The 13,241-nt window shown below is 70.3% G+C and carries 12 protein-coding genes; 9 read left to right on the top strand and 3 right to left on the bottom strand.

Annotation, left to right across the window (positions count from 1 at the left end):
* Positions 1-292 precede the first annotated feature (292 nt).
* The 8 genes from FHS22_RS26260 (at position 293) to FHS22_RS26295 (ending at position 8,803) form a co-directional block, all read left to right on the top strand.
* Positions 293-1,069 (top strand): hypothetical protein, encoded by a 777-nt coding sequence (locus tag FHS22_RS26260; RefSeq protein WP_184945835.1) that lies wholly within the window; start codon positions 293-295, stop codon positions 1,067-1,069.
* Complete coding sequence (locus tag FHS22_RS26265) at positions 1,066-3,174, top strand: hypothetical protein (RefSeq protein WP_184945837.1); 2,109 nt, start codon at positions 1,066-1,068, stop codon at positions 3,172-3,174. Before FHS22_RS26260 ends, FHS22_RS26265 begins: the two co-directional genes overlap by 4 nt.
* Positions 3,171-4,211: a hypothetical protein gene (locus tag FHS22_RS26270; RefSeq protein ID WP_184945839.1), complete on the top strand. Its 1,041-nt coding sequence runs from the start codon at positions 3,171-3,173 to the stop codon at positions 4,209-4,211. Before FHS22_RS26265 ends, FHS22_RS26270 begins: the two co-directional genes overlap by 4 nt.
* Before the next feature lie 86 nt (positions 4,212-4,297).
* Positions 4,298-5,410, top strand: coding sequence for a protein phosphatase 2C domain-containing protein (locus FHS22_RS26275; RefSeq protein ID WP_184945841.1), 1,113 nt, complete (start codon positions 4,298-4,300; stop codon positions 5,408-5,410).
* Positions 5,407-6,633 (top strand): hypothetical protein, encoded by a 1,227-nt coding sequence (locus FHS22_RS26280; RefSeq protein ID WP_184945842.1) that lies wholly within the window; start codon positions 5,407-5,409, stop codon positions 6,631-6,633. Before FHS22_RS26275 ends, FHS22_RS26280 begins: the two co-directional genes overlap by 4 nt.
* 15 nt (positions 6,634-6,648) lie before the next feature.
* Positions 6,649-7,356, top strand: coding sequence for a vWA domain-containing protein (locus FHS22_RS26285; protein WP_184945844.1), 708 nt, complete (start codon positions 6,649-6,651; stop codon positions 7,354-7,356).
* Positions 7,356-8,231 (top strand): helix-turn-helix domain-containing protein, encoded by an 876-nt coding sequence (locus FHS22_RS26290; RefSeq protein ID WP_184945846.1) that lies wholly within the window; start codon positions 7,356-7,358, stop codon positions 8,229-8,231. Before FHS22_RS26285 ends, FHS22_RS26290 begins: the two co-directional genes overlap by 1 nt.
* A complete protein-coding gene (locus tag FHS22_RS26295) occupies positions 8,228-8,803 on the top strand; it encodes a Pycsar system effector family protein (RefSeq protein WP_184945848.1) in 576 nt (191 codons plus the stop codon). Before FHS22_RS26290 ends, FHS22_RS26295 begins: the two co-directional genes overlap by 4 nt.
* A gap of 34 nt (positions 8,804-8,837) precedes the next feature.
* Here the strand turns inward: FHS22_RS26295 and FHS22_RS26300 are convergent, their stop codons facing one another.
* Positions 8,838-9,392, bottom strand: coding sequence for a snapalysin family zinc-dependent metalloprotease (locus FHS22_RS26300; RefSeq protein ID WP_184945850.1), 555 nt, complete (start codon positions 9,390-9,392; stop codon positions 8,838-8,840).
* 29 nt (positions 9,393-9,421) lie between these two features.
* A complete protein-coding gene (locus FHS22_RS26305; protein WP_184945852.1) occupies positions 9,422-10,543 on the bottom strand; it encodes a S1 family peptidase in 1,122 nt (373 codons plus the stop codon).
* A 292-nt stretch (positions 10,544-10,835) separates the two neighbouring features.
* Between FHS22_RS26305 and FHS22_RS26310 the strand changes: the two genes are divergently transcribed.
* A complete protein-coding gene (locus FHS22_RS26310; protein WP_184945854.1) occupies positions 10,836-11,012 on the top strand; it encodes a hypothetical protein in 177 nt (58 codons plus the stop codon).
* A 42-nt stretch (positions 11,013-11,054) separates the two neighbouring features.
* Here the strand turns inward: FHS22_RS26310 and FHS22_RS26315 are convergent, their stop codons facing one another.
* Positions 11,055-13,136, bottom strand: coding sequence for a DUF4132 domain-containing protein (locus FHS22_RS26315; protein ID WP_184945856.1), 2,082 nt, complete (start codon positions 13,134-13,136; stop codon positions 11,055-11,057).
* Positions 13,137-13,241 lie beyond the last annotated feature (105 nt).

The raw sequence follows: 13,241 nt of genomic DNA on the forward strand, positions 1-13,241 counted from the left end.
AAGAAGATCCAGTACCGGCCGCATCTGATCGACGGCTGCCTGGCAGGGACCGGTCTGGCCTTCAACTTGGTGTAACTCCGCGAGTTAAAGCTCAGTAGTGGATTTTTGGGACATTTCCACTTATTTTTCCAGACGATAGTTCTATATCAATCCCTTTTCGGGGGAATGATCAAATATTTTGTGAATCGCATCTTGGGAAGCGCGGGAGACTCCGTAAAAATACGGCATCTCGCCCTGATGTCGATGGCACGCTGTCGTAAAACCTGGGGCAGATGCGAGGAGGTCGGACAAGTTGGCCGAGGGTGACGAGTTCGAGCGGCGGCTCCTGGTCTCCGTGGACGCGAAAGGATACAGCAGCAGCACCGCGCACTGGCAGGGACGGCTGCAGGCCGCGCTTCTGACGGTGCTCGACCGGGCGGCCGAGCGGGCGGGGCTGTCCCGCGCGACGTGGAAGGTCCAGGGCGCGGGCGACGGCGAGCTCGCCGTGCTGCCTCCCGGCGAGCCGGAACCGCGGGTCGTGGACGACTTCCCCCGACATCTGGCGGCCGAGTTGCGCAGGCACAACCGCGACGTGCCCGAGGGCAAGCACCTGCGATTGCGGCTCGCGGTGCACTTCGGGCCCGCCATCATCGCGGGGAACGGGTTCGCCGGCAGGGGCCCGATCGACGTCCGCCGGTTGTGCGACTGCGAGGCGGTGCGTACGGCGCTCGACTCCTCCGGCGCGGCGCTCGCGGTCATTCTGTCCCAGCGCGTCTTCTCCGAGACCGTCGCGCAGGAGCACACCTCCCTCGAACCCGCGATGTTCCGCAAGGTCACCGTACGGGTCAAGGAGTTCGCGGACGAAGCATGGGTCTGGGTTCCCGGCCATGACATCGGCGACCTGCGGATTCCCGACGCCCAGATGGACACCGGTCCGCCGCCGGAGGTTCCGCCCGCCGCGGCGCCCCGGCGGGAGCCGCCCTCCCAGGGCGCCCACGAGATCCACGGCAACTTCGCGCACGCCGACGTCCGAGCCCGGAAGGTCGTCGGCGGAGACGAGATCAACTACCACGAGGTGAGACGTCAGTGACCGCCACCCCGGATGCGGAAGCCGCAGAGCCGGAAGCCGGACCGCCGGATGCCGTCGCACACGGCCAGGAAGAGCCGGCCCAGAAGGACGCCCGGACCCTGGGACGTGAGTTCTCCAACCGGGCGGCGCAGCCCGGCGGCACCGGAGAACGCCTCAGCGCCGAACGGGACGCCCGGTCCAACCTCGCCGGTGCCCGGGTGGTGGCCGGCAAGGTCGTCGGCGGAGACGAGATCACCTACATCACGGTGTCGGCCGGCGGGACACAGCTCAGACTGTTCGCCCTGCCCGCGGAGAACCTGCAGCTCGACGCGGCGTTCGTCGAACCGCCGGACTTCGGCCGGGCGGAGGCGGAGGCCCGTTCGCGCCGGGTGCTGATCCTACGCGGCTCCGCCGGCTCCGGGCGGTTCGCGCTGTCCCGGCGGCTGCTGCTGGGCCTGGCACCCGAGCCGGTCAGGCAGCTCCATCCCGAGACGGACCTCAGCCTGCTCGCCGTCACCGGCCTGGAGCCCGGCGGCTACCTGCTGGCCGACCTCACGCCGCAGCAGGCTGCGCGGCTGCACGCCTTCGACGTCGACCGGCTGACGGCCGAACTGACCGGCGACCACAAGCTGATCGTGACGATCACCGATGAGGTCCGGTTCTCCGAGCCGGAGATGGAACGTTACATCGTCGACGTCCGCCCTCCGGCACCGTTCGAGGTGCTGCAGGCCCATCTGGGGCGCATACTCGGGTCCGCCGACCGGGCCGCCCTGATCCTGGGCGACGACGACGTCGGCGGGCTCTGCCGGGAACAGCTGCGCAACGGTACGCCGAGCCAGGCGGTACAGCTCGCGGAGCTGGTCGCGCAGGCACCCGACCCGATCGCGGTGACGGTCCGCCGCCATCTGGACGTCAACGCGGGGGCCGACCTGGAGGCGTGGTTCGCCGCATTGCCGGATCTCGAGACCCAGAGCCTGGCGGTGGGGATCGCGGTGCTGGGCGGTGAGCCGTACGAGCTGGTGGCCTCGGCGTCCGCGGCGCTGACCAGACGACTGGAGCCCCCCGACCAGCCGCCCCGGCTGCCCAGGCCGTTCGGCGCCACCAGAGGGGCGCGGCTCCGCGCGCTGAACGCCCACCTCGTCCCGTCCGACACGGTCGCCCGCCACGGCGGCACCGCCCCCGGAGAGGTCGTCCGATATCAGGATCCGGCGCGCTCCCAGCAGGTTCTCCTGCATGTCTGGAACGAGTACGACGAGATGCGGCCGGAGCTGCTGGCCTGGCTACGGCTGTGCGCACGCAGCGAGGTGCCCGCGGTCCGGATCCGCGCCGCGGTCGCCGCGGGCCTGCTCGCCGCCCGGGCATTCGACCATGTCCGTTCCGCGATCATCCTTCCCTGGGCACGTGCCGCCGCCCCCGAACTCCGGGACGTGGCCGCCGCCGCCCTCGGTGTCGCCGCCGACAGCCCTGAGCTGGGGGAGGCGGTGCGCAGCCTGGTGTCGGCGTGGAGTGCTGACGGCTCCACCGCCCGGCTGCAGGCCACCGCGGTCCGGGCCTGGAGGGTCAAGGCCGGGCCGGAGGGATGCGCCCGGGCGGTCGAATTCCTCGACGCGCTCGGCGACAGTCAAGAGCCCGTGGTGATCGAGGCACTCTGCGAGAGCATCGCCGAGATGGTGGAACTCGACGGTTCCGCCTTCGCCTCGGAGGCCATCGCCCTGCTCGGGACCTGGATGTCGGGGCGGAACCCCGACCGGCAGGTCACGGCACGGCTCGCTTTCCTGCTGGCCGCCGCCGACCTCGTACGTGAACTGCCCGGCGGAGCGATGCCCGCCCTTCTCGGCATCGCCGACCACGACCCGAGGCAGGCACGGGCGATCGCGGGACTGTGGTCAGCGGTGCTGAACTCCGCGGACATGCATCAGGTCGCGAAGGACGTGCTCGCCGAATGGGCGCGGTCCGTGGACCGGAACCTCGAAGCGGCGAACGCGCTGGGGCGGCTGATGGCCGCCGCGGCCACGACCCCGCGCACCGGGCGCATCATCGCGCTCGCGGCCTCCGGCTGGGCGCACGCGCCACGGAGCAGAGCCGCCGTCCTCAACGCCGTTCACTCGGAAAGGAGTCCTCGATGAGCCGGCCCCCCGATCCCGCGTTCGCGTCGACGGGCCTGATCGGCCAGAGCGGGCCGGTCACGTTCGGGGCCCGCGGGCCTCTCCCGAGGCCGGGGGTCGCCGTCGTCTACGCGACGAGGACAGGCGATGCGGTGGTTCTCCCGCGACGCCCGTCCGGTCTGGAGGTCCGTCGCTACCAGACGTGGCACGAGGTGGACATCACCCGCCACCAGGACATGGTCCAGGCGGATGTCCGCAGCAAGGTCGATTCCATGCAGTTCCGTCTTCAGGCCGAGGTGACCTGGGGGGTGAGCGACCCGGCGGCGATCGTTCGATACGGCACGACGGACGGGGTCGGCCCGGTGCGGTCCCAGCTCATCGATCGGGCATGGCGGATCACCCGCCGGTTCGACATCGAGCAGTGCGACGCCGCCGAAGAGCAGCTGCAGGGGCAGTTCGAGTCGGGCACGATGATCCTCGAGGAGGGGATCACCATCTTCAGGGCGATCATCAAGCTTCACTCGGACGCCCCGACCGCCCAGTTCCAAGCGGATCAGCGCCATCTCAGACGCACCGGCATCACCGATCAGACGGTCCACGAGAATCGGACCAGACAGGAGCGGTGGAACGCCGGGCTGGAGCGGGACCGGATCGCCGCGCTCAAGCAGGTCGCCACCGGTGAGGACGACCTCCTCTTCCTCTTCCTCGCTCGCCACCCCGACCAGGTCGGCTCCATCATCGAGCAGGTGGGGAAGCGCCGGGAGATCAACCTGAGCGCCCAGACGGCGCTGTTCGACAAGATGGTCGACAAAGGGTTCATCCAGGAGGCCGACATCGAGTCCATGCGGCAGCTCCTCATCAGGCCCATGGAACAGATCGCCGACTCCGATTCGTCCCGGGTGCTCGGAGGAGCCGCTCCGCCCAGAGCACTCGAACCGGGAACCGCACCCGCCCCCGGAGCGGCGGAGCCCCCGCCCTCCACGCGGGCGCCGTCCGCCGACGGGGTCGTCGGCTGGGTCAGGTTCGACCGCGCCCCGGGTGATCAGGACACTCCGTGACCCCGGAGAGGTCTGTCCGGCTTACCAGTGACCACACGAAGAACTTCCGATCACGCCAAGTGTTCCTCGTCATCGGGTGGGGCTTGATGATCTTTTTGTCTGCGGCGGTGGGCCGCTTTCTCGCAGGGCGGCCCGGGACGGTGATCGGCGTCTGCACGGCGCTGGTGCTCGCGTCCGTGTTCACCTTCCTGCTGCACCGGCAGGTCGCCTCGGTCGGTCCCGCCGGGCGCGCAGGGGCGACGGGGCGTCGGCCTCCGGAGGAAGGCGGCCCCTCCGATGCCCCGGCGCAGCCGGCTCCACCGGCGGCGGCCGTGCCTGCGCGACCGGCCGGAGAGCCTCTCCCGGAACGGCACTTCCCCCGGCCGGTGGGACGGCCCGGGCAGGCGAACCTGCAGCCCTGGCGGCTACCCGGCCAGCCCGGTCCGGCGGGGATCTGCGCCGACTCGGCCCTCGTAGGGGACCTCCAGGTACGGGCCGCCTCGATCGTCGGTCCCGGTCACCGGTGCGAGGAGCCCGCGACACCACGCCAGGACGCCTACCGCATCGGGGTCGACGGCACGGGCCGCTACCTGATCGTCGCGGTCGCCGATGGAATGTCCGACAGCTCTCACTCGGACCTCGGGGCGAATGTGGCGGTGGACACCGTCGTCAGGCGTCTCCGGGCCGTTCTGACCGGGCGGACCGTGAACGAGCAGGACATGCGGGAGTGTTTCGGCAGCGCGGCCGAGCGGATGACCGCCACCGCCCGGCAACGCGGGCTGGCGCCGGAGGACGTCCGGGCGGCTGTTCTCGCCGCGGTCGTGGAACTGAATCCGGACGTCCACGGCGGGAGAGCGGTCTTCTTCGCGGCCATCGCGGACGTGAGCGCCTGGCTGAGGAGGGGGCGGTCCTGGTGCCGGATCGCGGGCGACGGAAAGCACGGTCTGGACGCGGGGCGGCTCTCCGATTTCCTTCCCCACTTTCCCAGCGCCGTCAGGCTCATGACCCGGAGACTGGATCCGGGTGACGTCCTGGCGCTGACCACCGACGGGATCGGCGACGCGCTGCTCGCCTCCGGCGAGCTCGCCGCATGGTTCGCCGACGAGTGGAAGAGTCCTCCTTTCATCGGGCGGTTCATCGACACGGTCGGGTTCGAGGCGAGGGGGCAATTGGACGACCGGACGGCGATCGTCATCTGGTGTCCGGAAAGACAGCCATGAGAACCTGGTCGGATTCGCCCTTCGACCGGACGGTGCCGCTCTCCACGGTCGCCCGGTACACCGACGAAGACGTCATCGCCCGGGACAACGGCGAATCTTCTGTGATCTACGAGCCGCCCGGGTTCAGAGGCTGGCTCGTCAAGATGTACCGACCCGAGAAGAATGTGGATCACAAGACTCTGGGCCGGTTGATCGAGCTGCCGGAAACCATGCTGCCGGGCGAGCTCTCCCTGATAGACCGGGGCATCGCATGGCCGGTCGCGCGGGTCGTCGAAGGCTATCGAACCGTTGGTTCGATCATGGCGAAAGCGGAGCCGGAGTTCTTCTGGGACGTCAAACTGATCGGTGAGCGCACCGTACGCAAGACAGTGGAGATCGACTACCTGGCGAACACCGCGGACAGGCTTCGCGGCTTCGGTTTCCCCGTGCCTTCCGTGAAGGAACGGCTCGGTGTGATGCGTACTGTGGTCGCCTGCGCCGCCCTCTTCGAGAAATATGACATCGTCTATGCCGACTGGTCGTTCGCCAACGCGTTCTGGTCTCCCCGCACACAGAGCACATTGATCATCGACGTGGACGCGTCGGGAATCGGGTGCCGTGGTTTCGTGGAGACTCCCAACTGGGAGGACCCGCTGATGGGGAAGGGCCGGGCGATGACCACCCACACCGACCGGTACAAGGTCGCTCTGCTGGTGACACGTGCGGTGACCGGGCACCGTGGGGACAGGTGGGCGGCGCTTGCCGAAATGGAAAGGACCTGTCCGGACCATTCCCGTCTCACCGGCCTGCTGCGCCGCGCCCTGGAGGCCAAGACGATCGACCTCCGGCCGACCCTCGCCGAACTCCACCAGGCCATCGTGAGCCCCGCCGGGCAGACCGTACCGAAGTCCCGGCCGCCCGGCGGGTCCAATGTCACCGTCCTGAGGCCTTGGCGTCCGCCGGTGGCCCGCCCGGAGCCGTCCGCGTCGTCACCGCTCACCCCCGGCCATGCTCCGGGCACCGCTCCGTCGAGGAGCCCGGCTCGGGCGAAGATCGCCGGGATGTCGGCTCCCGCCTCGGCGTCTCCAGGCGGATCCGCCTCTCCGGGCGCGGTACCGAAGCCTCCGATCGACCCGACGGTCTCCCCGTCCACCTCGGCCGTCGCCGTCGGCTGCCTGATCATGGCAGTCGTCCTCACCGTAGTGATCATCGCTGTCCACTTCCTGGCCACCCGCGTCTTCTGACCTTGAGGAGAGATCATGCATCGTTCCGAAGACTCCGCTCCCGCCGCGCGCGACGGTGGGACGAAAGGCCTGCCGACGTACGTCGTGCTCGATACCTCGGGCTCGATGGCTCCGTTCGAATCCCTGCTGAACGAGACCCTCACCGAGATCGTGGACACGCTCTACTCCAGTCCCAGGGTGTCTGATTTCATTCACCTGTCGATTCTCTCGTTCAACACCAGTCCGCACATGGTCCTGGAGATGACGGAGATATCCCGCCTGACCGCGCTGCCCACGGTCGGCTGCAGCGGCGTCACCAACTTCGCACCGATGCTCCGGCTCCTCAGAGAGCGCGTCAAGAACGACATTATCGACCTGAGCAAGAAAGGTGTCATGGTCATCCGTCCGGTCGTCTTCCTGCTCACCGACGGGAATCCGACCGACGATCCGGACGACAGCTGGGAGAGAGCCCTCCAGCCGTTGACCGATCCGAACTGGCGTCCCCGGCCGCATATCATCACCTACGGTTTCGGAGAGGCGAGCGAAGCGGTTCTGAGACGAGTGTCCACGCTGGCCGCGTACATCGCGGAGAAGGGCCGCGAGGAGGAGAACAAGAAGGCCCTTTCCTTGGCGTTGAACTCCCTGCTGAACTCTCTGGTGGCTTCGGCGGCCGCTCAGCGGCTGCTTGTCCCCGAAGAGGTCAGCGGGTTCAAGTCGGTGCCGCTGGAGTACGTCGACCAGTGATGGGCGATGACGCTTACGGGGCGACGATCGCGAAACGGAGGCTGGCGGGCATCCTGGTCCGACTCCGTCTCGGGCGTGGCCTGACCGCGACCCACGTCTGCCGGAAGCTGGGGTGGGGGAGAGGGAAATTAGGGCGGTTCGAGGCGAATCAATGGAAGCGTCCGAATATGAGCGATATCCGTGACCTGTTGCAGTTCTATCAGGTTGGACGGAACGAGCGAGACGAGATCATCAAGCTTGCGCTGCTGGCACGCAAGCGGCCCTGGTGGCGAGAGTACGGTGATGTGTTCGACACCGAGTATCCCGGATTCGAGAACGACGCGAGTGAGATCAGGGTGTTCTGCCCGCTGACGCTCCCGGTACTCCTCCAGACCCGCAGGTACGCCGAACTTCAGCAGCACCGGCTGCGGATCCCCGCCGAGCAGGGCATCCGGTTGATGGAGACCGTCCGCCACCGCCAGCGGGTCCTGCTCCGGGACGACGGCACCGCCCCCGTCGTGATCGCTGTCATCACCGAGGCGGCACTGCGCTACGACTGGGGCGGCGTCACCGACCAACTGGAGCAGATCGTCCGGCTGGAGCTCCTCGGCGGCCGCCCCAACATCGAACTCCGGCTGCATCCGTTCGCGGCAGGCGGCCCGCCGAGCCCGGGCGGGCCGGTCACCCACATGCGCTTCCCGCCCGATGACGCCGAGCTGGTCTTCGCGGGCACGAATCTCGCGACAACGATCGTCTCCGATCGGCGGACCGCGGAGACCTACGCCTCGCAGCTGAGCGAGGTCGTCGGCCAGGCGTGCGACCGGGCAGGAACGATCGGATACCTCGCCGAACTCACGAGAACGCTCTCCCTCCGAGAGGACCGTCCCCAGCCGTGACAGCGTTGTTTGAATGGTGGTCCCGCCGGTTGGCGAAGCGCGCCGCCGATGAGCGGCAGGCGGCGGAGCAGGACGCCTGCGACTACGGTTCCCGGTTGCTCGACGAGGCCAGGGAGGAACTGCACAAGGCGGATGGCAAGGCGCAGGTGCTCCTGGGCATCGTCGGAGTGGGACTGGGCGCCATCACCGGCGGTCTGCTGGCGGGCGGTTGGTCACCGTTCGAGCTGGAGAACGCCGTCGAATGGCTGTGGTGGGCGGGGGCCGGCTCCGCGGTGGCCGCCGTCGCCACCCTCGCCGGAGCGGTCTACCCCCGTTTCGACAGCAGGGACCGGCACCTGCCTGACGGCGTCACGTACTTCGCCGACGTTCTGCGCTACACGTCGGTAAAGGCGGTATCCGACGCGTTGCTGCGATCATCCACCCTCGATCTGGAGCGGATCGCCCACCAGTTGCATCAGGTCAGCAAGATCGTCAACCGGAAGTACCGGCTGATCCGATGGGGCTTCTGGCTGATGCTGGGTGCGATCACGGCCACGGTCGGCTCAGTCCTGGTGAACCTGGCGTTGAGCTAGCTCTCCCTGACCTTCGGCCGCCAGGTTCGGCCGGTCACCGGGTGGTGGTCCGAGGGCTGTCGACGTGCAGCTCACCGAACTCGATGGACGGGGCGAAACCGGCGAAGTTCCGGTTCACCTCGGCCCGTTCGGCGCTGTTGGGATAGGGGTTGGTGCAGCCGGTACCCGCGCTCGCGCCGGACATCAGGTCGGTGCAGCGGCCGGTGCGCCGGTCAGGCAGCCCCAGGATGTGGCCGATCTCGTGGGTGGCGATGCGCAGGGCGTCGTGGCCCTGAGCGGTCGCCTGGCGGCCGATCCACACGGTGCCGCGCCCCAGCCTGGTGGGCAGGGCACGGGGCCAGCCGTTGTCGGCCAGCACCACGAAGTCCGCCGGGACACCGGGGACCAGGCGCACATTGCTCACCGAGGCGTTCCAGATCTGCGCCGCCTGGTCCACGGTGGCGCGGAACTCGGCGGCTCGGCCGGCGTCGTACCGGAGTGTGCGCACCGCGGCCGACGACGGGGCGGGTTCGGCCTGCGCGGGGACCGCCGTCGAGAGGAAGGCGAGTCCCAGCACCAGCGCGAGCACGTAACGGAGGATCTTTGACATGGTCGGCGGGCCTTTCGCTGTCGTGGGGGTCAGGCGACGCGCAGGGTGAGCCCGTACGCCCGCAGGATCTCGTTGACCGGCTGGTGGAAGGTCGTCCCTCCGGAGGAGCAGGTGCCGGAGCCGCCCGAGGTGACGCCCTGCGCCTGGCTGCCGGAGATGAAGGGGCCGCCGGAGTCGCCCGGCTCGGCGCACACGCTGGTGCGGGTGAGTCCGGTCACCGTGCCCTGCGGGTAGGTCACGCTGGCGTTGTGCTGCTGGACGGTGCCGCAGCGCCAGCCGGTGGTGGTGCCGGAACGGCAGATCGAGGAGCCGACGACGGCCTGCGCGGACCCCCGGACGAGGACGATGCTCCCGCCGGGACCGCGCACCCACGGCTGGGCCGTGTAGCCGGGCCCGAGCGCGACCCAGGCGTAGTCGTTGCCGGGGAAGGAGGAACCCCGGACGGTGCCCGGCGGTCGCGTGGTGGCGCCCGCCCTGCCGCAGTGGCCCGCGGTGACGAACCCCTGCGTGGTCCCCCGGGTGACGGTGAAGCCGACGGTGCAGCGGCTGGATCCGACGGAGAAGGGGTCTCCGCCCGCGACGTCGACGAGAGGGCGGGGCCGCTCGGCGGAGATCACGACCCGGACGGAGGAGGGGTCCACGCCCGCTGCGGCGAGCAGGGCTTCGGCACCGGCCTGCCCGGTGGCCTGGACGACGACGGTGCCGGTCGGGACGTCGACGTACCACAGGGAGGCGGCGGCCCGCGCCGGGGCGGGGGCCCGGTCGAGCCGGTTCTTGACCGCGTCGAGCTGCGCCAGGGTACGGGTGGCGAGGACGGGTCGCGCGCCCCGGGCGCCGATCGCGCCGAACAGCGCGGGATCGGTGGTGGCCACGACGAGCTGCGCGTCGTCCCCGGTCAACCAGGCTCCGCCGTATGTCTCGCCGAGCTCCCGGCGAAGGGAGGACTCCACGGCGACGGCCCGCTCCTCGCGTGCCAGCCGTACGGCGGCCTGCTCGGGGGTGAGGCCGAGGTCGCGTTGGAGGGCGTCGGCCATCGGAGACGGGGGAGACGGGGGAGACGGGGGCGCAGGGGAGGCGGAGGCGGCGGGGGAGGCGGTCAGGAACAGGACCGCGGCGGCTGCTCCGGCGAGGAACGAGTGGGTTCTCGTCATCTTCACTCCAGAGTGAGGGGTGCAGTCAAGATACGGAGCCGGGCCCGGCAGAGGGATGTCCTAAAAAACCCCTATCGCGGTGGTATGGCGCTGCCGACCACGAGTGGGCGCCGGATCGATCGCGATCCGGGACGTTCGCGGGCGGTGCGGCGGAGGGCGGAACGGTCCCGTACGTCTGACAGTGGCGGTCGCCGATCCCGTCAAATGGGATGTTGTGGTGGTTTTTTCCGTGCAGGACTAGGCTTTCACGTCCGCGGTCACCACCGCTGGGTCACTCGGTTGGGAGCGTTCGATGGCGGATGTCGATAACGGAGCCCGTGGCGCGTCCGGGATCGCGGAGCCCGCGTCCCTGCCGCGCCGCGGCGAGACTCCCCGCTGCGCCCACCAGGAGGCGCGCCGCCGGTGCGTCCTGCCGCCCGGCCACCTGCTGGACCACGTCTACCCGCACCAGCGGGCCGCCGCCACCTGACGCCGGGCGGCTCGCGGCCGCCGGGGTTCCTCTCCGCGCGGATCAGGTCCGGAGCTGGCGGACGATGGAGGGGTCGGTGATGGCGGTGTCGTTCGCCAGCAGGAAGGCCTTGCTGAGGATGAGCGCCAGCCGGCCGTCCTCCTCGAAGGGAAGGAACAGCCCGGCGTGGGGATCGCGGGCGGAGACGATGCACAGGTAGGCGTCGTTGGGCTCCATCAGGACGTTCGCCGACCCCAGGTGGATCCGGTAGGTGCGGATGTCCCCCCGGACCACCAGGAACCGGTCGGTCATGGTGCACCGGTCGGCGATGGCCGTACGCCCGATCAGCCGGGACAGCGCGTCGCGGCGCACCTCGGCGGAGGGCGGCAGGGCCGCGAACGAGCCGGTCCGCCAGTAGTCCTGGAACCGGTCCGGCCCCTGTTCGGCCCACCGGGGATCGACCGCGATCGAGGCGGCGGCCACGAACAGGTCGACGTCCCGCATGGCCTCGCTGAACACCAGCGCCGGGACCTCCGCCAGCGGCGCCCGGTGCCATCCACCGTCGGTCAGCCGGTCGAAGTGGACCTCGTGGGTGAACGCGTAGCCCTCGTCGTACAGACTGTGGTCGAGCGTCACCCGCCACCGTCCGCCCGCCAGCATCCGCCGGGCGTCCCCGTTGTCGTAGCCACCGTCCCACGGCCCCATGAAATTGGACTGCCAGCCCCGCCCCTTGAACAGCGCGCGGAGCCTGCGGTAGTCCACCACGTGCCCGTCGAACCGGAGCGAGTGGTCGCGCGTCGCCTCCTCGGCCGGAGTGAGCAGGTAGACCTCGCGGAAGGCCTGCTTGAACGGCTGGCGCAACTCCTTGCCCTGCACCGCCTCCCGCCAGGCGCGCACCTCCTCCACCGGCGCGCGGGCCGGATGCCACAGCCGCACCGGCACGTCCGGCACGGTCATCCCCAGCTCGCCGCACCACACGCCGGGCGCGACCTCGAACTCCCAGATCAGCCGGTCGGTGACCGGGTGACCCTCCAACTGCCGGTACGGCGGAGCCGTCTCGCCGGTGTATCCGGCCTCCAGCGCCCTGATCAGGGTGGTCTGCCGCTGCTGGGCCTGCTTGGCCAGCTCACGCAGCCGCTTGACCTCCTCGGGATGCTCCCGCCGGACCGCCGCCGGGACCGCCTTCAGCCTCCTGTCCCCGTGCCACCACGACAGCTCGACCCCGCCGTCGGTCGAGATCACCGCCGTGTGCTCGCCGACGGCCTGCCGTACCCGCCCGTCGGGCAGCCGGAACGCCACCTCCAGCCGGTCGGCCAGGGCGGGCTCGATGCGCTTGAACACGCGGTCCAGCTGCTTGGGCACCCCGGCGTGCCGGGTGGCCCGGCGGGCGGCGTACAGCGCGGAGACCGCCTCCGGAGTCGGGTGCTCCTCCACCGCGCGGGCGACCTCGAACAGCAGTCCCTGGGAGGGCAGGGTCCTGGCGTGGGTCGGAGCCACCGCGACCCCAGGCAGCAGACCGTCCAGCAGCGCGGGCAGCCAGGGCTCGTCCCGCAGGAGCGCCAGCCGTACGGCCCGGCCGAGGGCCGCCTTCTCCGCGTCCTCGAACGCCTTCTCCGCCCGGTAGGGGATCTCGCCGGCGTGGATCGCCGCGACGCGGGCACCGGCGGCCTCCAGGGCCGTCCGGGCGAAGTCCGGGTAGCCGGGCAGGCCGCCGAGCCATTCGACCACACCGGACAGCGGCGGGGCGGCGTGGTGGACCCGTCCCCGCACGGCCTCGGCGAACAGCGCCCGCCGCTCCACGTCCCAGCCGAGCAGCACCTCCATCTCGGCGACCGCGATCGGCCCCCACGTTCCGGCGAGCCGGGCGCCCACCTCGGCGTCCATGCCCGCCAGCCCCGCCGCCACCAGCACGGGGAAGGGTTCGTAGAGCGGTCTTTCGTCCCGGAGCAGGAATCCGACCAGCTCGCGGGCCGCCGCGGCCAGCCGCTGCTCGTCGACCGCGTACCGCTGCGACGCCGGGTCGCCGTCGCCGACGGGTGTGCCCAGCCCGGTGCTCAGCTGGGAGGTCTCCGGCCAGTACCAGGGGTCGTCCGCGGTCCCGGTGATCAGGTTGAGCAGGCGCTGCGCGAGGGGGGAGAGGTGCATGCGGACGATTCCTGTCGGGATGGTTCCGGTGGGCACCGGACGGGCCGGTGGCGCAATCTATAGCAGCAGCGAAGGACAGAACGTCCGCGAGGCGCCCGCCGGTGC

Origin of the sequence: Thiemannella venezuelensis (assembly GCF_014203605.1) — a bacterium.
GTDB lineage: Bacteria > Actinomycetota > Actinomycetes > Streptosporangiales > Streptosporangiaceae > Planomonospora_A > Planomonospora_A venezuelensis.

Bases quoted from the DNA above. Each gene is read 5' to 3' on its own strand.
- FHS22_RS26275 (WP_184945841.1), top strand. From the start codon at position 4,298: ATGATCTTTTTGTCTGCGGCGGTGGGCCGCTTTCTCGCAGGGCGGCCC.
- FHS22_RS26315 (WP_184945856.1), bottom strand. From the start codon at position 13,136: ATGCACCTCTCCCCCCTCGCGCAGCGCCTGCTCAACCTGATCACCGGG.
- FHS22_RS26310 (WP_184945854.1), top strand. From the start codon at position 10,836: ATGGCGGATGTCGATAACGGAGCCCGTGGCGCGTCCGGGATCGCGGAG.
- FHS22_RS26270 (WP_184945839.1), top strand. From the start codon at position 3,171: ATGAGCCGGCCCCCCGATCCCGCGTTCGCGTCGACGGGCCTGATCGGC.
- FHS22_RS26300 (WP_184945850.1), bottom strand. From the start codon at position 9,392: ATGTCAAAGATCCTCCGTTACGTGCTCGCGCTGGTGCTGGGACTCGCC.
- FHS22_RS26305 (WP_184945852.1), bottom strand. From the start codon at position 10,543: ATGACGAGAACCCACTCGTTCCTCGCCGGAGCAGCCGCCGCGGTCCTG.
- FHS22_RS26285 (WP_184945844.1), top strand. From the start codon at position 6,649: ATGCATCGTTCCGAAGACTCCGCTCCCGCCGCGCGCGACGGTGGGACG.
- FHS22_RS26280 (WP_184945842.1), top strand. From the start codon at position 5,407: ATGAGAACCTGGTCGGATTCGCCCTTCGACCGGACGGTGCCGCTCTCC.
- FHS22_RS26290 (WP_184945846.1), top strand. From the start codon at position 7,356: ATGGGCGATGACGCTTACGGGGCGACGATCGCGAAACGGAGGCTGGCG.